This window comes from Nocardiopsis kunsanensis DSM 44524, from assembly GCF_000340965.1.
Taxonomy (GTDB): domain Bacteria; phylum Actinomycetota; class Actinomycetes; order Streptosporangiales; family Streptosporangiaceae; genus Nocardiopsis; species Nocardiopsis kunsanensis.
Genome location: NZ_ANAY01000007.1, coordinates 62,010 through 83,644, shown reverse-complemented (window position 1 = coordinate 83,644; position 21,635 = coordinate 62,010). Strand labels below are relative to the sequence as shown.

The window sequence follows — 21,635 nt, the reverse complement described above, 5'->3', positions numbered from 1 at the left end:
GGGTCCGACGTCACACTCTCAGCGGCGCGAGCTGACCGGGGTCAGGACCGGTCGCTTGGCTGTGACCGTGTCCCCCGAGGAACGCCCGGTCAGGCGGCGTCCGATCCACGGGACCAGGGAATCCTTGAGCCAGGTGAGGTCCTCGCGACGGGCCTCGGCCCACCCGACCGGGGCGGTCTCGGGCCAGGGCTCGTCCCACCGTTCCGACACCGGCACGCCCAGGGCCTCGGCCACCCGCAGAGCCAGGCGCCGGTGCCCCTCCGGGGACATGTGCAACCGGTCCTCGTCCCAGGCACGTGCGTCGGTGAGCACGTCCATCGACCACTGGTCGATCAGGTAGCAGCCGTGCCGGTCGGCGATGGCGCGCACGTTCATGTAGGAACGCGCGAACAGTCCGATGGTGCCGCGCATGTACCCCGTGGCGACGTTGACGCCGGTGAAGAGCACGACCTCGCTGCCGGCGGCTCGCAGGCGCGAGACGGCCAGGTCGAGGATCCGCGCCACGCGGTCGGGGTCGGAGCCGGGACGCAACAGGTCGTTGCCGCCCGCGGACAGGGTGACCAGGTCCGGGGCCATGTCCAGGGCCGGCCGGAGCTGGTCGGTGACGATCTGGCGGATGAGCTTGCCGCGTACGGCCAGGTTGGCGTACTCGATCTCGCCCACGTGGTCGGCCAGGTGCTCGGCCAGGCGGTCGGCCCAGCCGCGGAAGACCACACCGCCGTCGGGACCGCCCGGGTAGGGGTCGCCCACACCCTCGGTGAAACTGTCGCCGATCGAGACCAGGGACATCCCCTGCTTCAGCAGCGGGTTGCTCTCGTCGGCACTGGTTCTGGCCATCACTCGCCCTCCTCGGCGACCGTGTTGGGCACGGCACCGCCGTAGCGGCGGTCCCGGCTCGCGTAGATCTCACAGGCCCGCCACAGGTCGCGGCGGTCGAAGTCGGGCCAGAGCTGGTCCAGGAACACGAACTCGGCGTAGGCGGACTGCCACAACAGGAAGTTCGACGTGCGCTGCTCACCGGAGGAACGCAGGAACAGGTCGACGTCGGGCACGCCCGGGGCGTACAGGTTCCGGGCGATGGAGTCCTCGGTGATCCTCTCCGGGGAGATCTCCCCCGCCGCGGCCCTGCGAGCCAGCTCTCGGGCCGAATCCACGATCTCGGCCCGACCCCCGTAGTTGACGCAGAACTGCAGCGTCAGGCGGGTGTTGTCCTTGGTCATCTCCTCCGCGTCCCGCAGCTCGGAGATGACGCTCTTCCACAGGCGCCCCGGACGCCCCGACCAGACCACACGCACCCCTCGGGCGTGCAATTCGTCACGGCGCCTGCGGATGACGTCGCGGTTGAAACCCATGAGGAAACGCACCTCGTCGGGTGAGCGCTTCCAGTTCTCGGTGGAAAAAGCGTAGGCCGACAGGTAAGGGATCCCGAGCTCGACCGCGCCCTCGACGACGTCGAAGAGGGAGGCCTCCCCCGCTCTGTGGCCCTCGGTCCGCGCCAGGCCGCGCTGCTTGGCCCACCGGCCGTTGCCGTCCATGACGACCGCGACGTGCCGTGGCACCAGGTCGGACGGCAGTTCGGGGGGCCGCACCCCGCTCGAGTGCGGGACGGGCGCGGTGTACTCCCGGTGCTCCCGCCGCTTACCGGGATCGAAGCTGAACAGACTCAAGAACGCTCCACATGGCGCAGTGATCGGATTCCGTTTTCCAGGTGCCACTGTAGATAGGCCGCGACCAGCCCACTGCACTCGGAGCGTTGGCGGTCCTGGCTGGCGTCGGCAGTGTCCCAGTCACCGCCGAGCAGGGCCGACATGAGCCGGAGGGTCTCGGGGGACGGGTGGACGCTGCCGTGCGGGCGGCACACCGAGCAGACCATACCGCCGGCATGGACCGCGAACGCCCGGTGTTCGCCGCGGCTGCCGCAGTGGGCGCACTCGCTCAGGGCCGGCGCGTATCCGGCCACGGCCAGGGAACGCAGCAGGTAGGCGTCCAGGACCAACCGGACGTCGTGGCTGCCCTCCCCCAGGGTACGCAGTGCCCCGATGAGCAGCAGGAACTGGCGCAGGGCGGGGTCCTTCTCCACCGCCACGACCTTCTCCGCGGTCTCCAGTACGGCGGCGGCCGCGGTGTAGCGGGAGTAGTCGAAGGCCACCGCCTCGCCGTAGGAGCGCACCGTCTCGGCCTGGGTGATCACGTCCAGGGTACGGCCGGTGTACAGCTGCACGTCGACGTGGGTGCACGGCTCCAGACGGGCCCCGAAGCGGGACTTGGTGCGGCGCGCCCCCTTGCCGACAGCGCGCACCAGGCCGGTGCGCCGGGTCAGGAGGGTGACGATGCGGTCGGCCTCGCCCAGTTTCTGGGTGCGCAGGACGACCCCCTCGTCGCGGTAGAGACTCACCCCTCCATTGTCACGGATGTCGACACCCGCCTCGCGCATCCCTTCACAAGAGCGACATGACCGGTTTTACCGCAGCTTGGATTCCCTTTTGCCGTAATTTGCTCTACTCTCACCCGCCAGGGTGTGTGCGGAGGACACCAGGTGTCCCTCCTTCCACTCACGCGTCCGGGTCCGACACCCGGGCCCTTCCCCGACATCTTCCGGGGTGTTACCGAAACCTTCCCTTCCCGCACGGAGGTTGACGATCATGGCTCGTGGTCGACGACGTATGGAAAAGCACGACCCGAGCGGTGGCTCCGAGAACGGGCGCCGCCCGCGCCGCAGGCTTCCGCTGGTCGTGGGACTGGCCGCGGTACCGGTCGGGCTGGTCCTGGCGGCCTCTCTCGTGGCCGTCTCCGGAGGCGGCCACGAAACCGCCGCCGGGGAGATCGGCGAGGGCATGAGCAACGAGATGTCCGTGCCCGACGCCTCCTCCGACGAAGACTTCTTCGACGACCCCACCGGTGCGCCCGAGGACTCCTCTCCCACCTCTGGGACCCGGCCCCAGGACGCGCAGGTCACCGCCTCCTCCTCCCCCGAGGACGAGGAGACCGGTTCCGAAGACGGCGGGGGCAGCGACGACGGCGACGGCTCCGGCGGCGACAGCAGCGGCAGTGGTGGTGGAAGTGGCGGCGGCGAGGCCGGAACCTCCTCCAGCCCGATGGCCGAAGAGGTCGTCACGATCGTCAACTCCGAGCGCTCCCAGCACGGCTGCGACCCGGTGTCGTCGAACCCTCGGCTCACCGCCGCAGCGCAGGAGCACAGCGAGGACATGAACTCGCGCGACTACATGGACCACTTCAACCCCGACGGTGAGGGGCCCGGCGAGCGCGCCGAGCGCCACGGTTACACCGCCTGGGGCGCCGAGAACGTGGCCAAGGGCCAGCAGACCGCCGAGCAGGTCATGGACGCCTGGATGAACAGCGACGGCCACCGGGCGAACATCCTCAACTGCGACCTGTCGACGATCGGGGTCGGCGAGTCCGGCCGCGCGTGGACGCAGAAGTTCGGTTACGAGTAGTCGGACACCGGACCGTGCCGGGGCCGCCCCTTCGGGCGGCCCCGTTCTCCGTTCCGGGCACGGGTACCGTCGCCCGCCGGGCGCCTCTCCCGAGCTCAGCGGACCGTACGAGGGGCCCGCGGCGTCGCCGCGGGCCCCTCGTACGGTGTGGGTCAGATGCGGGCGGAACGGCCGATGGCGCTGCACAGCGCCTTCAGTGAGGCGGTGGTGATGCTGCTGTGGATCCCCACGCCCCAGACCACCTCGCCCTCGATCTCGGCCTCCACGTACGCGGCCGCGCTGGACTCGCCGTCACCGCCCATGGAGTGTTCGACGTAGTCCATGACACGGACCTTGACGTCGACGTCGCTCAGGGCGTCGCAGAACGCGGAGATGGGGCCGTTGCCGGTACCGGACAGCTCACGGATCTCCCCGCGCACACGGACGTCGGCATCGATCCGGTAGCTGCCCTCGCCGTCGGTGCTGGACCGGTGGGCCAGCACCGCCACGGGGCCACCCTCGGACAGGTACTCGCGCTCGAAGGTCGACCAGATGTGGTCCGCGGCGACCTCTCCGCCCTCGCTGTCGCTGTAGGTCTGGATGACCCGCGAGAACTCGATCTGCAGCCGGCGCGGCAGGTCCAGGTTGTGGTCCCGGTGCATGATGTAGGCCACGCCGCCCTTGCCGGACTGGCTGTTGACCCGGATGACCGCCTCGTAGTTGCGTCCCACGTCCTTGGGGTCGATCGGCAGGTAGGGCACGTCCCACTCGGAATCGGCCACCGGGACGCCGGCGGCCTCGGCCCGCTCCTCCTGGGCGGTGAAGCCCTTCTTGATGGCGTCCTGGTGGGAGCCGGAGAAGGCGGTGTAGACCAGGTCGCCGCCGTAGGGGTGGCGGGGCGCGACCGGCAGCTGGGTGCAGTGCTCGACCGTGCGGCGGATCTCGTCGATGTCGGAGAAGTCGATCTCGGGGTCCACGCCCTGGCTGAACAGGTTCATGCCCAGGGTGACCAGGCAGACGTTGCCGGTGCGCTCACCGTGGCCGAACAGGCAACCCTCGACACGGTCGGCTCCGCCCATGACCGCCAGCTCCGCGGAGGCCACACCGGTTCCTCGGTCGTTGTGCGGGTGCACCGAGACCGCCACGTGCTCGCGCCGGGTCAGGCTGCGGCTCATCCACTCGATCTGGTCGGCGTAGACGTTGGGCGTGGTGCGCTCGACCGTGGCGGGCAGGTTCAGCACGATCTCGCGCCCCGGGCCGGGCTGCCAGACGTCCATGACCGCCTCGCAGACCTCCAGGGCGAAGTCCAGCTCGGTGTCGATGAAGATCTCCGGCGAGTACTCGTAGCCGAAGTCGGTCCCGCCCAGGTACTGCTCGGCGAAACGCACGACGTCGCGGGTGCCCTCGACCGCGATGGCCTTGCACTGTTCACGGTCGACCTTGAAGACGACCTCGCGGAAGGTCGGCGCGGTGGCGTTGTACAGGTGCACGGTGGCGCGGTGGGCTCCCACCAGGCTCTGCACGGTGCGCTCGATCAGGTCCGTGCGGGCCTGGGTCAGCACCGAGATCTGTACGTCCTCGGGGATCTGGTCGTTCTCGATCAGGGCGCGCACGAAGTCGTAGTCGGTCTGGCTGGCAGCGGGGAAGCCGACCTCGATCTCCTTGTAGCCCATACGCACCAGCAGCTGGAACATCTCGTGCTTGCGCGCGGGGTCCATGGGCTCGATCAGCGCCTGGTTGCCGTCGCGCAGGTCCGTGGACAGCCAGCGGGGAGCCTGCGTGATGGTCCTGGAGGGCCAGGTGCGGTCGGGCAGATCCACCGGCTTGAAAGCGGTGTAGCGGTGGAAGGGCATCCGGCTGGGTTGCTGCTGCGGCACCATAACGGTGACTCCTCAAGGTGAACATGGTGCGCCGTCGCTCACTCGGGGCGACTGATGCGCTTGGGTCAGTGGCCGACCTCGACATGCCGAACTCCCGCGGCGAGGGAGTCGACCCGTGTCTATCGGTCCCCGCCGCGGCCACTAAGGAGGAGAAGCTCGCGCAGCATAGTGTTGCCACGCTAGCAGACACCTGCGACCACTCGACACATTCCTCTCACATGGCGAGACGGGGCAGTCGTGACCTGTGGAAATTCGGAGTCCGTGTGTGAGACAGACACCCGGTGCACGTGCGACCCTGTTTCCAGGTACCTCGACTTCAAGAGAACGCCCGTGATGGGTAGACTCCGCGGTGAACCCTTCAGTGCTAGGGGGGTTGTTCCGAGTTCCGTCGACGGGACCGAGGGTGCGGCCAACACCCGAGGCCCCCGCCCGCACGCCGAGTACACGTAAGCCGGGCGAGCGGTACGGCCGGCCCCGTCGACGGGGCTTCTCGCGTCCCACTGCCCGCCCCCCCCATGGGCGCGCACACACCGTGACGCCCTGGCCACATCCGGCCACCGGCGAACACGGTTCCTCCTCCCCACGCAGCGGACTCCACCTGGAAGGCCCGTCAAACCCCGCATCTCGGCACCGCGGTCACCCAGGGCAAGAGGAATTGACACACGGTTCACCGGCACCTTCCAATATCGCCCAGAAGGTCCAGAACCGATGCCTCACCCCGCTCAAGGAGGCCTCGTGCCGTCCCCGCACCCCCACTCCACCGCGCCCCGCAGGCGCCTCGCGTTCCGCAAGTCCCTCGTGCCCATCGCTCTCGGCACGCTCCTGATCGGCACGCTCGGTGCCGGCAGTGCCGTCGCCTCCCAGGACGACGATCCAGGCCTCGTCCGTGTCTCGGGCGCCGAGAACGCCGTCGACCGTACCGAGATCGCCCGGACGGGGGTGTCGATCGACCTCGTCGAGGACGACGGCACCCTTCTGGTGACCGCTGCCCCCGACGACGTCGACGAGATCGCCGACCTGGGCTACGAGGTCACCGAGGCAGGCCCGTCCGCCGAGGCGATGCACCCCGACGACGGCTACACCAGCTATCCGGAGGTCGTGGAGCACGTCGACGGCCTCGTCGCCGAGCACCCCGGCCTGGTCCACAGCCAGGTCTACGGGCAGTCCTACGAAGGCCGTGACCTACTCGCGGTCCGCATCAGCGACGACCCCACGGTGGACCAGGACAAACCGGAGGTCCTGTTCACCCATTCCCAGCACGCCCGGGAACCGCTGACGGTGGAGATGGCGGTCCGCATCATGGACATGCTCACCGAGGGCTACGGTTCCGACGAGCGCATCACCGAGCTGGTGGACACACGCGAGATCTGGGTCGTACCCAATTCCAACCCGGACGGCACCGAGTACGACCGGTCCGGGGACACCTGGCAGAACTGGCGCAAGACCCGCGGGGCCAACGAGGGGTCGGAGGCCCTGGGAACCGACATGAACCGCAACTGGGCCCACGAGTGGGGCTGCTGCGGCGGTTCCTCGGGCGACCCGGGGTCGATGACCTACCGGGGCCAGGCGCCCGAGTCGGCCACCGAGGTCGAGGCGCTGGCCGACTTCGTGCGCAGCCGCGAGGTCGGCGGTGAACAGCAGATCACCACGGCGATCGACTTCCATACCTACGGAGAGCTCGTCCTCTGGCCGTTCGGTTACACATACGACGAGGTCGCCGACGGCATGAACCAGGACGAGTACGACACGCACGAGGCGCTCGGCGAGCTCATGGCCGATTCCAACGGCTACACGCCGCAGCAGTCCAGCGGCCTCTACATCACCGACGGGTCGATCAACGACTGGCTGTGGGCCGACCAGGGCATCGTGAACTTCACTTTCGAGATGTATCCGGGCTCGCCCGGTGACGGCGGGTTCTATCCGCCCTCGGACGTGATCGGCGAGGAGACCGCGCGCAACGAGGAGCCGGTACTGCAGCTGCTGGACTACGCCGACTGCCCGTACCGGATCATCGGTGAGGAGGAGACCTACTGCGGCTGATCCCCGCTCCCCCGTGGGGTGCGGCCCGGGCCCCACGGGGATCCACCTCCCGGTACACACTGCAAGGACGCTCACGAACGAGAGTGTGCCATGGCCGAAATTCTGATCGACATCGACGAGGCGGTGTTGGACCGCGCCACGCGGTTGCTCGATACCACGACACCGACCGGGACCGTCGACGCCGCGCTCAGGGCGGTCGCCTCCCAAGACCGGGCCGCCGCACTCGCCGAGATGCGCGAGCTCGTCGCGGAGGGCGGCGTCGACCTCGACGTGCTGCGCGACAAGCGCCGCTACCGGAACTGACGCACGGAGCCGCCGCCGGGCCGGGTGTCACCGTCGCTCGTCCACGAGGCCCCCGGGTCACAGGCGTCGGTACAGGATGTGCAGTCCCACATCGCCGTGCTCGGGGTGGGCGAAACCGTCGGGCAGAGTGCCCACGATCTCGAACCCCAGCGACCGGTACAGGCGCAGCGCCCGGGTATTGCTCTCCACGACCGCGTTGAACTGCATGGCCCGGTACCCGGTCGAACTCGCCCACTCCAACGAATCCTCGCACAGAGCCCGCCCCACGCCCTTGCCTTCGTGGGCAGGGTCCACCATGTAGCTCGCGCTCGCGATGTGTGCGGCGTTCCCGCCGTGGTTGCGGTTCATCTTCGCCGTCCCCAGGACCGTGCCGCCCTCATCCACCGCGACCACGGTCCGAGCCGGTTCGCGCAGGAGCCACCAGCTCCTACCCTCCGGTTCCGCGAGATCCGTGGGAAAAGTGAACGTGGTCCCCTCAGCAACGATCGGGTAGAAGAAGGGGCGGATGCCGGGCCAGTCGGCGAGGGTGGCGGTACGTATGCGCATGGAGTCAGCATGTCGCCCAGCCCGGCCGCAACAACAGGTTCATGGGGGCACGGCGGCAGTGTGACGCCGCAGGGAAATCACCCTCCTGAGAACATCGGTGGGCCCCGGCGTTTTCGCCGGGGCCCACCGTGCGGGGCACCCAGTTGCCGACTTCCGTGCCCCGGGTCAGTCGGCTCATGGACCGGTGCAGGTGGGTGGTGTTCGTCGGAGCGTCGAGCTCAGCCCGCCCCCGACACCACAAGAAACCCCGCTCCCCCAACCCCTATAAACGGCTTAGGCGCCGGGCAGCTCCTCGAACTCCTTCACGGCGTCGATGGAGGGACCGTGCGGGGTGTTGGCCTCGCGCTCGATCATGATCTCCACGAGCACCGGCCGGGAGGTGCTCCGCGCTTCCTTGCGCGCCCACTCCAGGGCCTCGCGCACCTCGGCGGGGTCGAAGACACGGCGTCCGGAGCAGCCGTAGGCCTCCATGATCTTGACGTTGTCGGTGCCGAAGTCGTCGTAGTGGATGTCGACCTCGAAGTTCATGTCGAACGGGATCTCGGCCTGGCGGATGAGGCCCAGGTACTCGTTGTTGAGCATGATCAGCACGTAGGGCACGTCGTACTGGGCGGCCACGGCCAGTTCCTCGACCATGTACTGGAAGCTGTAGTCGCCCACCACGCCGACGACCTCCGCGTCGGGCTCGGTGTTCTTGAGCGCCTTCTTCACACCGATGGCCGCGGGGATCTCCCATCCGAGCGGGCCGGCCTGACCGCAGATCTGGTAGTGGCGGGGCTTGTGGGCCTTCTGGTGCTGGCCGCCCCAGATCTGGTAGAGGCCGATGGCGGTGACGAAGTAGGCGTCCTCGTCGAAGACCTCGTTGATCTCCTTGTACACACGCGGTGCCTTGATGGGCACGGAGTCGAAGTCCTCGCGGCGGGTCAGGCTCGAGCGCAGTTCACCGACCCGCTCGCGCCAGGTGCCGACCTCGGCGCGGGCGTCGCGGCGACGGGCCTCGGCCAACAACTCCTGCAGGAACACCCGCGCGTCGGAGACCACACCGAGATCGGGTTCGAAGACCCGCCCGATCTGGGTGGCCTCGATGTCGACGTGGATGAAGCGCCGCTCGCCCCGGTAGACGTCGATCTGTCCGGTGTGCCGATCGGCGAAGCGCGCTCCGACGGCCAGCACCAGGTCCGACTCCAGGAACGAGGCGTTGCCGTAGCGCTGGGAGGTCTGCACCCCGGTCATGCCCGCGTACAGGGGCGAGTCCTCGTCGAAGGAGCCCTTGCCCATGAGGGTGACCTGAACGGGCACGCGCAGGTACTCGGCCAGCGCCTTCAGGTCCTCGGAGGCGTCGGCGGTGATGACTCCCCCACCGGCCAGCAGCAGCGGGCGTTCGGCCTCCAGAAGCATGTCCAGGGCGCGCTCGACCCGCGGGCGGTGCGGCAGGACGGTGGTGCGCTGCAGCGGGGCGTCGAGGGCGGGGTCGTACTCGATCTGCTGCTGGGCCACGTCCAGCGGGATGTCGACGAGCACCGGCCCGGGGCGTCCCTCCTGGGCGATCCGGAACGCCTCGCGGAAGACCCACGGGGCGGTGGCGGCCTCCTTGATCTGCACGGCCCACTTGGTGACGGGCTTGGCGACCTCGACGATGTCGACGGCCTGGAACCCCTCCTTGTCGAGCAGGTCGGTGCGCTGCTGTCCGGTGATGCACACCATCGGCACGGAGTCGGCGATGGCGGTGTAGAGGCCGGTGATCATGTTGGTGCCTGCGGGGCCGGAGGTGCCGATGGCCACGCCGACCTTGCCGGTGGTGCGCGACCACCCGTCGGCCATGTGGGTGGCGCCCTCCTCGTGGCGGACGATGAGGTGCTCGATCCCGCCGACCTGTTCCAGTGCCTTGTACAGGGGCAGGATGGCGGCGCCGGGGCAGCCGAAGGCGGTGTCGACGCCTTCGTCCTTGAGGACCTCGACGACCGCGTTCATCGCGGGTGTCTGCGGCATGGCTGGTGAACCCTTCAGTGCTAGGGGTGCTGTGGCTGACAGGGGTGCTGTGGCTGCCGGGAGTGATGCGCGTGTGCTAGGGACGCTGCCGGTCCGGGAGGGACCGTGTTCCGGTGGGAGGCGGGACGGGCCCGCGGGCCGCGGGTCCTCGGGTGGGCCAACACCCGGGGCACGGCACGTCGGGCCGGTGCGGTCAGGCCTTGCGCCCGGAGAGCTCTTCCACGAGCTTCAGGAGCGCGGAGTGGTCGAGATCGCCGTGGCCCTGCCGGTTCAGGGACCCGATGAGCTGGGCGACCTGGGCCCCGAGCGGCACGGTGACACCGGAGGTGCGGGCGGAGTCGGTGACGATGCGCAGGTCCTTGTCGTGCAGGGCGACACGGAACCCGGGCTGGAAATCGCGCTCGCGCATGGCCGCGCCCTTGCGCTGCAGCACGGTGCTGCCGGCCAGGCCGCCGCCGAGGACCTCCAGTCCGGCCTCGGTCTCCACGCCGTGTGCCTCCAGGAAGACGAGGGCCTCGGCCAGGAGCTGCAGGTGGCCGGCGACCACGAGCTGGTTGGCTGCCTTGACGGTCTGCCCGGCGCCGTGCGGCCCCACGAGCACGGGGGTCCTACCGAGGACGTCGAAGAGCGGACGGACGGCGTCGAAGTCGGCCTGTTCACCGCCGACCATGATGGACAGTGCGCCCTCGACCGCGCCGGCCTCGCCGCCGCTGACGGGGGCGTCGAGCACACGCAGGCCCTTCTCCTGGCCCTGGTGGGCCAGGGCGCGGGCGACGTCGGGGCGGATGGTGCTCATGTCGATGACGAGGGTGCCGGGGCGTGCGTGGGCGAAGACGCCGTCCTCGTCGGCGAGGAGCGCTTCCACGTCCGGGGAGTCGGGGACCATCGTGATGACGGCGTCGGCGTCGGCGACCGCCTCGGCGACGGTGTCGGCGCCGTTGCCGCCGTCGGCGACCAGGGCCTCGACCTTGCCGCGGCTGCGGTTGTGGCCGGTGACGGTGTATCCGGCGCGGACGAGGTTGCGGGCCATGGGCAGGCCCATGATGCCCAGGCCGATGAAGGCGATCTTCTGCAGGGCCATGGTGTTCCCTCTCGTTGCTGTGGTGGCTGTGTTCGTGTGCGGGTGGGTCGGCGGTCGCGGTTTCAGCGCATCCAGCCGAAGCTCTCGGCGCTGGGCACGGTGGGCTTGTACTCGAGTCCGACGGGGCCGTTGTAGCCGCGGGCCCGGCTGTCCGACAGGAGGCGTTCCAGGGGCAGTTCACCGCTGCCGGGTTCGCCGCGGCCGGGTGCGTCGGCGATCTGGATGTGGCCGAACTCTGCGGCGTGGTCGCGTACGACCTGGGCGAGGTCGTCGCCGTTGACGGCCAGGTGGAAGAAGTCGGCGAGGAAGGCGACGTTCCCGGCCCCGGCCTTGTGGGCCTGCTCGACGAAGGCGAGGCCGTCGGCGGCGGTCTTGAGTGGGTAGTCGTCGGCGCCGCTGATGGGTTCGATGAGCACGGTGCCGTCCACAGCGGCGACGGCCTCGGCGGCGGCGAGCGTGTTCTCGAGTGCGATGCGGTCCTGTTCGGCGGGGTCCGCACCGTCCTGGCGGCGGCCGTAGAGGGCGTTGAAGCCGGTGGCTCCGGTGCGCTCGGCGATCTGTACGACGAGGTCGATGTTGGCACGGAACTCGGCGGCGCGGTCGGGGTGGCTGAGGACGCCCCGGTCCGGTCCGGGCAGTTGTCCGGCGAAGAAGTTGAGCCCGGTCAGGCGCACGCCGGCGGTGTCGATTGCGGTGACGAAGGTGTCGATCTCGTCCTGGGGCGGGGTGGCGGTCTCCCAGGGCCACCAGAACTCGACGGCGTGGAAGCCTGCGTCGCGTGCGGCCTGGGGGCGTTCGTTGACGGGCAGCTCGGTGAACAGCAGGGAGCAGTTCACGGTGTGGCCGAGGGTGTGACTCATGGTGCTCGACTCCACTGTTTTCGCTATGTGGAAAGTATTTTTCACTTCGAGGAATGATTAGAGTGTGCGCCGGGACACTCGGGACTGTCAAGCACTCGGTGGCGGCGCCCCTCCCCCCTCCGCCGGGGAAGGTCACCCCCAGGAACCACATGAGCCCCACCGGCCCCGCGTAGAGCAGTAATTTCGGCAGTTATTCATGTGAAGACACAGATCAGGCAGTTTCTCAGCGAGATCCTCTTGCTGGTGTTGACAAGATCACACCGTCGTCGATTAGAGTCCCTCCAATCCGTAATACGGAATCGTTTGACTGCACTACGAAAACACCGACCGGTCCGAGCCACTTGGCCCAGCGGGCCCGGGCCGGCCGGGTCCGGGGAGAGGACACATGGCCGAGAACACCCCGCCCGGCGGGGCCGTTGACCCCGATCCGGGTCTTGCGCGCCTGAACGCGCTCACCACAGAGAGCCTGCGCACCGAACTCGCGCAATGCCTCGACATCGACCGCTGGGTCGAGGAAGTCGCCGCCGGGGCACCCTTCCCCGACCGCGAGGCCCTCCTGTCCCACGCGGACGCCCACGCGCGCGGCATCACCGGCGAGGAAGTGGCGGGCGCGCTGGCCCGCCACCCGCGCATCGGTGAGAAGGCCGAGGGCAAGGGCACCGAGGCCAACTGGTCACGGGGCGAACAGTCCGCCTTCGCCTCCGGCACCGACGACGCCGGCGCCAAGGTGCAACGGATCTTCGCCTTCGCGCAGAAGGAGTACGAGGACCGTTTCGGGCAGATCTACCTCGTGTGCGCCAGCGGCCGCGGCCCACGCGAGCTGCTGGCCGACCTGGTCGAGCGCCTGTACAACGACCGCGGTACCGAACTGGCGGTGGTCGGCGACGAGCTGCGCAAGATCGCCGGCCTGCGTCTGGTCAAACTCCTGGAGTCCGTATGAGCCACGTGACCACACACATCCTCGACGCCTCACTGGGCCGTCCCGCGCGTGATGTGCCCGTGCGGTTGGAGGCCGCCGCCGACCGGGAGCGCACCTCCTGGAAGCCGGTCGCCGAGGGGCGCACCAACGACGACGGGCGCGTGCCCGACCTGGGCCCCGACCAGCTCGCGGCCGGCTACTACCGGATCGTCTTCGACACCGGCGCCTACTTCGACGCCCTCGGGCAACGCGCTTTCTACCCCGAGATCACCGTCGTCTTCGACCTGGCCGAGGAGGACCGCCACTACCACGTGCCGATCCTGCTCAACCGCTACAGCTACACGACCTACCGGGGCTCCTAGGAGCTGCGGCGCGGTAGACCCCGAGCCACTCCGCGCGGCTCCTGATCGCCCGGAGCCCCGGTACCAGCCCTCCCGCCACGACGAAGGAACGATGCCCCGGCCCGAGCCACCGACGAACCACCCACCGACTTCGAGTGCGTGACAGGTCCTTCCGCACGACCACAGCGGTCCTCCCTCATACGCACAGCGCACCGGCGCACGTGATGAAACGTATGCATACGGATGGAGACACCCTGATGGGCATCCGACTCGGAGACAACCAGTACGGCAAGGCCGAGGTCCACCTCGTCCACGTCAACCGTGACACCGACGTCCACCACCTCAAGGACATCAACGTCACCTCGCAGCTGCGCGGCGACCTGGAAGACGTCCACACCGTCGGCGACAACGCCAGGTGCCTGCCGACCGACACCCAGAAGAACACCGTCTACGCCAAGGCACGCGAGTGGGGCGGCGTCGGCGCGATCGAGGACTTCGCCCTGCGCCTGGCCCGGCACTTCGTGGACGAGCACGAGTACGTCCACGGGGCCCGGGAAGAGGTCCAGGAGTACTCCTGGAGCCGTATCCGGACTTCCGACGGCCCGCACGACCACGCTTTCACCCAGGACGGCGGCGAGACCCGCACCACCGTCGTCAACAAGGACGGCGACCGGGAGTGGGTGGTCTCCGGCTTCGAGGGTCTGACTGTGCTCAAGTCCACGGGCTCGGAGTTCCACAGCTACCCGAAGACCAAGTACACCACCCTTCCCGAGACCAACGACCGCATCCTGGCCACGGACGTGACCGCGCGCTGGCGCTACGTCGGCGTCGACCACGACTACGACAAGGCCTACGAGGCCGTCCGCGCGCTGTGCCTGGAGGCCTTCGCCAACACCCACAGCCTGGCCCTGCAGCAGACGCTGTACGAGATGGGCAAGGCGGTGCTGGAGGCGCGTCCCGAGATCGCCGAGATCCGCTTCTCGATGCCGAACAACCACCACTTCCTCGTGGACCTGACCCCGTTCGGCCTCGACAACCCCAACGAGGTGTTCTTCGCCGCCGACCGTCCCTACGGCAAGATCGAGGCCACGGTCGAGCGCGACGACGCCCCCGGTGCGGGCCAGGCCTGGAAGCACGTTCCCGGCTTCGTCTAGCTCAGCATCGGCAGAGGCCCCGTCCCGGCCTCTGTTCCACCGCGTGTGAGACGGGGACCGCGCTCTGCCGCGGCCCCGTTCCTCCCCCCTGTCCCGGGAACCAGGGAGCTGCGCCCAGCCCGTCCCGTACGGCGGGCTTCCGGCCCCGGGTGTGCCTGACCGAGAGCGGCACACCCCGGGCCGATGCGTCACAGCACGGGCCCAGTGCCCGAAACCCGGTCGCCCCGCCGGCGGCCCCTCCACCGCAAAGGCTGGTATCTGGCCATGTCGAACAGTCCGTCCGCGAAGGACCCGGCCACACCGAACGCCTCTTCCCCTGTACGCCCCGAGGACGAGAAGCTGCCGCCACGGCTGCTCCTCGTCTACGGGCTCCAACACATCCTGACCATGTACGCCGGTGCGGTCGCACCGGCCCTCGTCATCGGCGCCGCCGCTGGGATCGCGAACGACCCTGCCTCCATGGGCATCCTCGTCAGCGGCGCGCTCCTGGTGGCGGGGATCGCCACACTCCTGCAGTCCGTGGGCCACCGCAGGATCGGCGCGCAGATGCCGATCGTGGTGGCCTCCTCCTTCGTCCCGGTCAGTGCGATCACGTCGCTGGCCGCGGGTGAGAACGGGGAGAACCTCCCGGTGGCCTTCGGCGCCTCGATGGCCGCGGGGGTCTTCGCCCTGTGCCTGACCCCGTTCTTCGGCCAGCTCATCCGCTTCTTCCCGCCGGTGGTGACCGGCACGATCATCACCGTCATCGGGATCAGCCTGATGCCGGTGGCCGCCGACTGGATCCTGGAGGACGACTCCGTCGAGCCCTCCGCCCCGCTGAGCAACATGGCGCTGGCCGGGACCACGCTGGCGATCATCCTGCTGGGTTCGCGTGTGCTCCCGGGCATCTGGGGCCGGTTGTCGGTCCTGTTCGGCCTGATCCTGGGCACCCTGGTGGCCCTCCCCTTCGGGATGGCCGACTTCTCCCGGGTCGGTGAGGCCGACACGGTCTTCGACCCGACGTCGCTGTTCTACTTCGGTGCCCCGCAGTTCGAGATCACGGCGATCATGACGATGTGCATCATCATGCTGGTCGTGCTGACCGAAGGCGCCTCGCACATCATCGCGGTCGGTGAGATCACCGACTCGAAGGTCGACGCCAAGCGCATCTCGGCCGGCTTGCGGGCCGACGTGAGCGGGTCGATCCTGGGCCCGATCTTCAGCGCCACCCCCACGAGCTCCTTCGCTCAGAACATCGGCCTGTTGGCGCTGACGGGTATCCGCAGCCGCTACGTGGTGGCCACGGGCGCGGGGATCCTGCTGGTGCTGGGCCTGTTCCCGGTGCTGGGCGGCGTCATGGCCGCCATCCCCGGCCCGGTGCTGGGCGGGGCCGGACTGGTGCTGTTCGGCAGCGTGGCGGCCAGCGGCATCAAGACGCTGGCCAAGGTCGACCTCAACGACAACCTCAATCTGGTGCTGGTCTCCTCGGCCATCGGTGTGGCGATCGTGCCGCTGGCCTATCCCACCTTCTACGAGCAGCTGCCCGAGACCGTCGAGATGATCGCCCACTCCGGCATCATCGGTGCCGCGCTGGTCGCGGTCGTCCTCAACATCTGCTTCAACGTGATCGGACGCCGTCCGGAACCGGAGGAACCGGCCCGGATCGAGCAGGACGACATCGGCAGTGCCGGCCCGGGTGAGGCCAAGTACACCGACCACGCGGAGGCCGCCTACCGCGGCGAGGAGAGCGACCAACAACCCAGCGGTGACCGGTGACCGTGGACTCCGGCCATGACCGGCCCCGGAGCCCGTGAACGCGGGACGAACGGACCGGGAGGGGCAGCAGCCCCTCCCGGTTCGGCGCCGGCTGCCGGAACTGGTACTTCTGGGTCTGTGACCGACTGGGATCTTCGGAAGCTGCGGGTACTGCGGGCACTGTCGGAACTGGGGACGGTGCGCGCCACCGCGGAAGCGCTGTGCATGACGCCGTCCGCGGTCTCCCAACAGCTCTCCTCCCTGGCCCAGGAGGTGGGAACCCCGCTGTTGGAGTCCCAGGGCCGCGGTGTGCGCCCGACCGAGGCGGCCCGTGTGCTGCTGCGCCACACCGACACTGTGCTCGCCCAGCTGGAACGGGCCGAGGCCGAGCTGGAGGGCTTCACCCGCGGCGAGGCCGGGGACGTGCGGGTGGGTGCTTTCGCCACCGCGATCCCGCAGCTGGTGGTACCGGCCCTCAACACCCTGGCCGGGGAACGCCCCGGGCTCTCCACTCGGGTGCACCAGGCCGACGCGGCCGAGGTGTACGAACTGCTGGCCGCCGGGGAGATCGACATCGGCCTGTCCTTGGCCGCCCAGGCCCCCGCGGGGTCGGACGGGCGCTACGACCGCTCCGAGCTGCTCGCCGACCCCTTGGACGTGGCGCTGCCCGCCGGCCACTCCTGGGCGCGTTCGGAACAGGCGCCCCGGTTGGCCGACCTGTCCGCGCAGGGCTGGATCTACGGGGCCTCGGGGCCGTGGCGCGAGATCACCCTGGCCGCCTGCGCGCAGGCGGGGTTCGTGCCCGAACAGGCACACGTGGCCTCGGACTGGCGGGCGATCCTGGACATGGTGGCTGCCGGGATGGGGTTGGCGTTGGTGCCGCGCCTGGCCGCGGCCGGGCACACCCCCGGGGTGGTGCTGCGGGAACCGGCCGGTGACCGGCCACGGCGGCACGTCATCGCGGTGGTGCGGGCCGGTGCGGGCGAGCATCCGAGGCTCGTGGCGGCGTTGGACGCGCTGCGGCGGACGGCAGTGGGGCTCGACGAGGAGAACGTTCAGTTTTCCTGAACATAATGATCAGAAACTTTCGCTGGTGCTTACTGGTTTCTGTTGAGAAGCTGGTTGTGTCCCACCCATCGACACAACAGGAGCACTGTGAGTCCCACCTCCGATTTCGATCCTCTCGCTTACAACGCCCAGCCCTATTCCGGCGGCGATCCCTTCGCCGACTACAAGGAGAGCGAGCTCGACCTGGAGGGCCTGGTCGACCTGGCCGACCGCCGGCTCGGCGGCGCCGTCGTGGACGCCAACGACGAGTTCTTCGCCCACCGCGAGAACCTGCTACGGACCGAAGCGGCCGTGTTCGACCCCCAGGCCTTCGGCCACAAGGGCAAGGTCATGGACGGCTGGGAGACCCGGCGCCGCCGCGGGCCGAGCGCCGAACGGCCCCACCCCGCCCCCGAGGACCACGACTGGGCACTGGTACGCCTGGCACTGCCCGGCCTCCTCCGCGTCGTGAACGTGGACACCGCCCACTTCCGCGGGAACCAGCCCACCGAGGTCTCCGTGGAGGCCGCCAGCGTCCCGGGTACCCCCACCACCGAGGAGCTGCTGGCCGCCGAGTGGACGGAGATCGTGCCGCGCACACCGGTGTACGGGCACGCCGCCAACACGTACGAGATCAACTCCGCACGGCGCTGGACCCACCTGCGCCTCAAACAGTTCCCCGACGGTGGCATCGCGCGCCTGCGCGTGTACGGCGAGCCGATCGCCGACCCGAAGTGGCTGGCCGCCCAGGGCTCCTTCGACGTGGCCGCGCTGCTCAACGGCGGCGCGGTCGAGGACGCCTCCGACCGGTTCTTCTCCGCCCCGGAGAACATCATCGCCCCGGGCCGCTCGCACAAGATGAACGACGGTTGGGAGAACCGTCGGCGCCGCGACGCCGAGCACGACTGGGTACGGTTCCGGCTGACCTCCCAGACCCAGGTGCGGGCCCTGGAGATCGACACCGCCTACCTCAAGGGCAACGCCGCCGGATGGATCACCGTCCTGGCCCGCGACGCCCACGGCGCCGCCCCGGAGGCCTGGACCGAGATCCTGCCGCGGACCCGGCTCCAGCCCGACAGTGAGCACCGTTTCGTCCTGGACACCCCGGTCACGGCGACCCACGTGCGCACCGACGTCTTCCCCGACGGCGGGATCGCGCGTCTGCACGTGTTCGGTTCGCCGACCGAGGCCGGTTTCCGACAGCTGCAGGAGCGCTGGGACCGCGCCCAGAGCTGATCCCCGCAGGGACGCAGGGGGCGGGCGCCGGCGGGCGCCCCTCCCCGCTCCGGCCGGGCCGTGCTCAGGCCGGCCCGTCCCGGCGTTCGATCATGCGCCCGTCGGTGCTGTGCTCATCGACCTCCACCCCGCGCAGGAAGGTGCGGCGCACCCGGCCGACCAGCTCGGCACCGTCGTAGGCGCTCACCGGGTTGCGGTGGCCCAGTTCGGCGGCGCGCACGGGGAAGGGCTCCTCCGGGGCGAAGACGGCCAGGTCGGCGTCGGCCCCCTCCACCAGCGAGCCCTTGCCGTGCAGCCCAGCCACCCGGGCCGGACCGGAGGACATCCACGCCACGGCCTCCTCCAGGGCCACGCCACGGCTCCGGGCCTCGGTCCAGATCGCCGACAGCCCCACCTGGAGGCCGGAGACGCCGCCCCAGGCGGTACCGAAGTCACCGGTCTCCAGGTGCTTCAGGTCGGGGGTGCTGGGCGAGTGGTCGCTGACCACACAGTCGATGAGCCCGTCGCGCAGGGCCCGCCACAGCAGGTCGCGGTTGGCCTCGTCGCGGATGGGCGGGCAGCACTTGTACTGGGTGGCGCCGTCCGGGATGGTCTCGGCGGCCAGAGTGAGGTAGTGCGGGCAGGTCTCCACCGTCAGGGGCACACCCTCGGCCCGGGCCTGGGCGATGAGCGGCAGCGCGGCTGCGCTGGACAGGTGCAGCACGTGGGCACGCACCCCGGTGCGGCGGGCCACGTCGATGACCCGCGCGATGGCCTCGTTCTCGGCGGTGTCGGGACGGGAGGCCAGGAAATCGGCGTAGTCGCGGCCGGCGCAGTCGGGGGCGCGGTCGAGTACGTCGGGGTCCTCGGCGTGCACGATGAGGCGTCCGCCGAAGGCCGCGATGGCGTGCGCGGCGGTGTCCAGTTCACCGGGCGTGAGGTTGCCGAACTCCTCCACCCCGGAGGGCGAGAGGAAGGCCTTGAACCCGAAGACACCGTGTTCGTGCAGGGCTTCGAGTTCCCCGGTCCTCCCCGGACCGCTGTTCTCCGGTACGGCGCCGCCCCAGAACCCCACGTCGATCGCGAGCTTGCCCTCGGCGGCGGCGCGCTTGGCGGCCAGCCCTCCCACGGTGGTGGTGGGCGGGACGCTGTTGAGGGGCATGTCGATCAGGGTCGTGACCCCGCCCCGGGCGGCTGCGCGGGTAGCGGTGGCGAAGCCCTCCCACTCGGCACGTCCGGGTTCGTTGACGTGCACGTGGCTGTCGACGAGGCCTGGCAGGAGCACCTCGTCCTCGGCGAGGGTAATCTCGTACTCGACCGCGACCGCGGGTGCGGCGCCGCGGGGCAGGATCTGCTGCACGGTGCCGTCGGCGACCACGACGGTGTGCGGGGAGATGCCCTGCGGGGTCAGGACCCGGTCGGCATGGACGGCGAAGGTGGGGCTGGTCATCTGTGTGTGGGCGCCCGGCGGGTGGGCGCCCGTCTCCTTCCTCGGTTCGGGCCGGAGCAGGGGCGGCTCGGCCCTGCCGGCCCGGTACTGCGGGCTCGGTCCCTACTGGCCCACGCGGCGATGGGCCATGGACACCAGTGTGGCGGTGTCGGCGCCGGTGGCCACCGCGACCTCGGTCTCCTCCAGGGCACCGCAGCCCAGGCCGGCCACGAGCACGGCGGCCAGGGCCTGGGCGGTGGCGGGTTCGTCGACGACGTTGCCCGAGACCTGGCCCAGGTAGGCGCGCAGGCGCTCGGCGGCCGGGGCGAAGGCCTCCCGGTAGAAGACACAGGTGACCAGGTGGCGGGTGACGAGCTGGTGGGGGTGCAGGTCCCAGCCCTGGTAGTAACCGCGTTCCATGGAACGGCGTACCAGGCCGGCGTGCAGGCCCCAGGCGGAGCGCACCTCGTCCGTGGTACCGGTGGGCATGACGTTGCTGCCTCCGTCGGAGAGCCACACCCCTGTCCCGGCCGCAGCCACCTGCATGACGGCCTTGGCGTGGTCGGCGGCCGGGTGGGCCAGGCTCTGGTACGCGGCGGGCACACCCACCGAGGCGCTGTAGTCGTAGGTGCCGTAGTGCAGGGCGGTGACCCGGCCGGCACCGGCGCGGATCATGCGTGCCACGGCGGCGGTGCCGTCGTTGAGCATGACCGACTGGGGGGTCTCGATCTGCAGCTCGAAGCCCAGGCGCCCCTCGGGCAGGTCCAGGCGGCGTTCGAGTTGTTCGGACAGCCAGACCATCGCCTCCACGTGCTCCACGGAGGTGATCTTGGGCAGGGTGATGACCAGCCCGTCGGGCAGGGACCCGTGCCCTTCCATCAGGGTCTGCAGGAACAGGGTGAGGCTGCGGACCCCGCGGTGCCGCCCGGCTGCCTCCATGCCCTTCATACGGGTGCCGAAGTAGGCGGGCGCCTGCCCCTCGGCCAGGTCGGCGACCAGGGCGTCGGCCGCCGCCATGACATGGGTGTCCTCGGTCTCGTCGCCGCGGTCGCCGTAACCGTCCTCGAGGTCGACCCGCAGGTCCTCCACCGGGTCCTCGGCCAGTTTGGCGCGTACACGGGGCAGCGCATCGGCGACGGCGGCCTCGCCCAGCCCGGTGGCGGCGGCCAGGTCGGCCGGTTCGGGGGCGTGTTCGTCGAGCGCTGCCAGGGCTCGGCGGCCCCAGTCGGCGGCCAGGCCCGCGTGGACCCGGCCGGCGGGGACGTAGACGCTGTGCACCGGTTGGCGGCCGGTGCGGGCGCCGGGGTAGTCGCTGTCCAGCCGGGTGTCGGCCTCACTGAGTCGGGCGTCGAGCCCGGCCGCGAGTGCGGCCACGCCCTCCAGGTCGTCCCTCGCCACGTGGCTGTCCTCCTGCGTCGGTGGGGGTAACCCGGTCCTCGGTCGAGAACCGGCCACGCTTTCTACATGCGGATAATAACTTCTGCTATTCGGAACAACAAGAGCAATCGGGTACATCCGAGCTATCCGATGCCCCTGCGCCGCTTCCCGTGAGAAGCTGGTTTCGTATAGCAGAATGATGACCATGACCACTGCGGCCGACAGCACGGGAGCACGATCCTTGGCACCCTCACAACCCCCCCGTACGGGCGTGTCCTCCGCCGTG

Annotated in this window: 19 protein-coding genes; 9 read left to right on the top strand and 10 right to left on the bottom strand. The window is 69.9% G+C overall.

The annotated features are described in order from the left end of the window. Positions 1 to 18: 18 nt before the first annotated feature. The 3 genes from D456_RS0106330 to recO are packed head-to-tail and all read right to left on the bottom strand — an operon-like array spanning position 19 to position 2,395. Complete coding sequence (locus D456_RS0106330) at positions 19 to 837, bottom strand: SGNH/GDSL hydrolase family protein (RefSeq protein WP_017575323.1); 819 nt, start codon at positions 835 to 837, stop codon at positions 19 to 21. After that, positions 837 to 1,667: an isoprenyl transferase gene (locus tag D456_RS0106325; protein ID WP_017575322.1), complete on the bottom strand. Its 831-nt coding sequence runs from the start codon at positions 1,665 to 1,667 to the stop codon at positions 837 to 839. The genes D456_RS0106330 and D456_RS0106325 overlap by 1 nt, the downstream gene beginning before the upstream one ends. Then, positions 1,664 to 2,395, bottom strand: a complete 732-nt coding sequence (recO, locus tag D456_RS0106320) for a DNA repair protein RecO (RefSeq protein WP_026115624.1) — start codon at positions 2,393 to 2,395, stop codon at positions 1,664 to 1,666. The genes D456_RS0106325 and recO overlap by 4 nt, the downstream gene beginning before the upstream one ends. A 268-nt stretch (positions 2,396 to 2,663) precedes the next feature. On the opposite strand from recO, the gene D456_RS0106315 reads away from it, so the two are divergent. Then, the gene (locus D456_RS0106315; RefSeq protein ID WP_017575320.1) at positions 2,664 to 3,455 is read left to right on the top strand and encodes a CAP domain-containing protein; all 792 of its coding nucleotides are present in this window, start codon (positions 2,664 to 2,666) and stop codon (positions 3,453 to 3,455) included. Between the two features lie 152 nt (positions 3,456 to 3,607). Here the strand turns inward: D456_RS0106315 and leuA are convergent, their stop codons facing one another. Next, positions 3,608 to 5,314, bottom strand: coding sequence for a 2-isopropylmalate synthase (gene leuA / locus D456_RS0106310; RefSeq protein WP_017575319.1), 1,707 nt, complete (start codon positions 5,312 to 5,314; stop codon positions 3,608 to 3,610). Positions 5,315 to 6,049: 735 nt separating this feature from the next. On the opposite strand from leuA, the gene D456_RS0106305 reads away from it, so the two are divergent. Together D456_RS0106305 and D456_RS0106300 are read left to right on the top strand one after the other, a co-directional pair. Further along, positions 6,050 to 7,354 (top strand): M14 family metallopeptidase, encoded by a 1,305-nt coding sequence (locus D456_RS0106305; RefSeq protein ID WP_017575318.1) that lies wholly within the window; start codon positions 6,050 to 6,052, stop codon positions 7,352 to 7,354. 90 nt (positions 7,355 to 7,444) lie between these two features. Continuing rightward, positions 7,445 to 7,657, top strand: coding sequence for a type II toxin-antitoxin system VapB family antitoxin (locus D456_RS0106300; protein ID WP_017575317.1), 213 nt, complete (start codon positions 7,445 to 7,447; stop codon positions 7,655 to 7,657). A 57-nt stretch (positions 7,658 to 7,714) separates the two neighbouring features. On the opposite strand, the gene D456_RS0106295 is transcribed toward D456_RS0106300, so the two are convergent. The 4 genes from D456_RS0106295 to D456_RS0106280 form a co-directional block, all read right to left on the bottom strand. Beyond that, entirely contained in the window at positions 7,715 to 8,203 is a 489-nt protein-coding gene (locus D456_RS0106295; RefSeq protein ID WP_017575316.1) for a GNAT family N-acetyltransferase, read from the bottom strand. A 273-nt stretch (positions 8,204 to 8,476) separates the two neighbouring features. After that, positions 8,477 to 10,192 carry a glyoxylate carboligase gene (gene gcl, locus D456_RS0106290; RefSeq protein ID WP_017575315.1) on the bottom strand — a complete coding sequence of 572 codons (1,716 nt, stop codon included), beginning with the start codon at positions 10,190 to 10,192 and terminating at the stop codon, positions 8,477 to 8,479. A gap of 193 nt (positions 10,193 to 10,385) precedes the next feature. After that, complete coding sequence (locus D456_RS0106285) at positions 10,386 to 11,339, bottom strand: 2-hydroxy-3-oxopropionate reductase (protein ID WP_272979955.1); 954 nt, start codon at positions 11,337 to 11,339, stop codon at positions 10,386 to 10,388. Beyond that, complete coding sequence (locus D456_RS0106280) at positions 11,336 to 12,133, bottom strand: hydroxypyruvate isomerase family protein (RefSeq protein WP_017575313.1); 798 nt, start codon at positions 12,131 to 12,133, stop codon at positions 11,336 to 11,338. Before D456_RS0106280 ends, D456_RS0106285 begins: the two co-directional genes overlap by 4 nt. Positions 12,134 to 12,518: 385 nt before the next feature. Between D456_RS0106280 and D456_RS0106275 the strand changes: the two genes are divergently transcribed. The 6 genes from D456_RS0106275 to alc all read left to right on the top strand — a co-directional run bounded on the left by D456_RS0106275 (position 12,519) and on the right by alc (position 18,564). Further along, positions 12,519 to 13,073, top strand: coding sequence for a 2-oxo-4-hydroxy-4-carboxy-5-ureidoimidazoline decarboxylase (locus D456_RS0106275; RefSeq protein ID WP_017575312.1), 555 nt, complete (start codon positions 12,519 to 12,521; stop codon positions 13,071 to 13,073). Then, the gene (uraH, locus tag D456_RS0106270) at positions 13,070 to 13,414 is read left to right on the top strand and encodes a hydroxyisourate hydrolase (protein ID WP_017575311.1); all 345 of its coding nucleotides are present in this window, start codon (positions 13,070 to 13,072) and stop codon (positions 13,412 to 13,414) included. Before D456_RS0106275 ends, uraH begins: the two co-directional genes overlap by 4 nt. Positions 13,415 to 13,650: 236 nt before the next feature. Beyond that, a complete protein-coding gene (gene pucL, locus D456_RS0106265; protein ID WP_017575310.1) occupies positions 13,651 to 14,547 on the top strand; it encodes a factor-independent urate hydroxylase in 897 nt (298 codons plus the stop codon). Between the two features lie 264 nt (positions 14,548 to 14,811). Next, entirely contained in the window at positions 14,812 to 16,302 is a 1,491-nt protein-coding gene (locus D456_RS0106260; protein ID WP_017575309.1) for a nucleobase:cation symporter-2 family protein, read from the top strand. 117 nt (positions 16,303 to 16,419) lie between these two features. Beyond that, a complete protein-coding gene (locus D456_RS0106255) occupies positions 16,420 to 17,349 on the top strand; it encodes a LysR family transcriptional regulator (RefSeq protein WP_017575308.1) in 930 nt (309 codons plus the stop codon). An 87-nt stretch (positions 17,350 to 17,436) separates the two neighbouring features. Beyond that, the gene (gene alc, locus D456_RS0106250) at positions 17,437 to 18,564 is read left to right on the top strand and encodes an allantoicase (RefSeq protein ID WP_017575307.1); all 1,128 of its coding nucleotides are present in this window, start codon (positions 17,437 to 17,439) and stop codon (positions 18,562 to 18,564) included. 64 nt (positions 18,565 to 18,628) lie between these two features. On the opposite strand, the gene allB is transcribed toward alc, so the two are convergent. Together allB and D456_RS0106240 are read right to left on the bottom strand one after the other, a co-directional pair. Continuing rightward, a complete protein-coding gene (gene allB / locus D456_RS0106245) occupies positions 18,629 to 19,993 on the bottom strand; it encodes an allantoinase AllB (RefSeq protein ID WP_017575306.1) in 1,365 nt (454 codons plus the stop codon). A 102-nt stretch (positions 19,994 to 20,095) separates the two neighbouring features. Beyond that, positions 20,096 to 21,370, bottom strand: coding sequence for a DUF6986 family protein (locus D456_RS0106240; protein ID WP_017575305.1), 1,275 nt, complete (start codon positions 21,368 to 21,370; stop codon positions 20,096 to 20,098). Positions 21,371 to 21,635 lie beyond the last annotated feature (265 nt).

What these genes read in the sequence shown, in the direction of transcription:
- D456_RS0106330 (WP_017575323.1), bottom strand. Translation starts at nt 837, where the DNA reads ATGGCCAGAACCAGTGCCGACGAGAGCAACCCGCTGCTGAAGCAGGGG.
- D456_RS0106315 (WP_017575320.1), top strand. Translation starts at nt 2,664, where the DNA reads ATGGAAAAGCACGACCCGAGCGGTGGCTCCGAGAACGGGCGCCGCCCG.
- leuA (WP_017575319.1), bottom strand. Translation starts at nt 5,314, where the DNA reads ATGGTGCCGCAGCAGCAACCCAGCCGGATGCCCTTCCACCGCTACACC.
- D456_RS0106300 (WP_017575317.1), top strand. Translation starts at nt 7,445, where the DNA reads ATGGCCGAAATTCTGATCGACATCGACGAGGCGGTGTTGGACCGCGCC.
- D456_RS0106295 (WP_017575316.1), bottom strand. Translation starts at nt 8,203, where the DNA reads ATGCGCATACGTACCGCCACCCTCGCCGACTGGCCCGGCATCCGCCCC.
- gcl (WP_017575315.1), bottom strand. Translation starts at nt 10,192, where the DNA reads ATGCCGCAGACACCCGCGATGAACGCGGTCGTCGAGGTCCTCAAGGAC.
- D456_RS0106280 (WP_017575313.1), bottom strand. Translation starts at nt 12,133, where the DNA reads ATGAGTCACACCCTCGGCCACACCGTGAACTGCTCCCTGCTGTTCACC.
- D456_RS0106275 (WP_017575312.1), top strand. Translation starts at nt 12,519, where the DNA reads ATGGCCGAGAACACCCCGCCCGGCGGGGCCGTTGACCCCGATCCGGGT.
- uraH (WP_017575311.1), top strand. Translation starts at nt 13,070, where the DNA reads ATGAGCCACGTGACCACACACATCCTCGACGCCTCACTGGGCCGTCCC.
- pucL (WP_017575310.1), top strand. Translation starts at nt 13,651, where the DNA reads ATGGGCATCCGACTCGGAGACAACCAGTACGGCAAGGCCGAGGTCCAC.
- D456_RS0106260 (WP_017575309.1), top strand. Translation starts at nt 14,812, where the DNA reads ATGTCGAACAGTCCGTCCGCGAAGGACCCGGCCACACCGAACGCCTCT.
- allB (WP_017575306.1), bottom strand. Translation starts at nt 19,993, where the DNA reads ATGACCAGCCCCACCTTCGCCGTCCATGCCGACCGGGTCCTGACCCCG.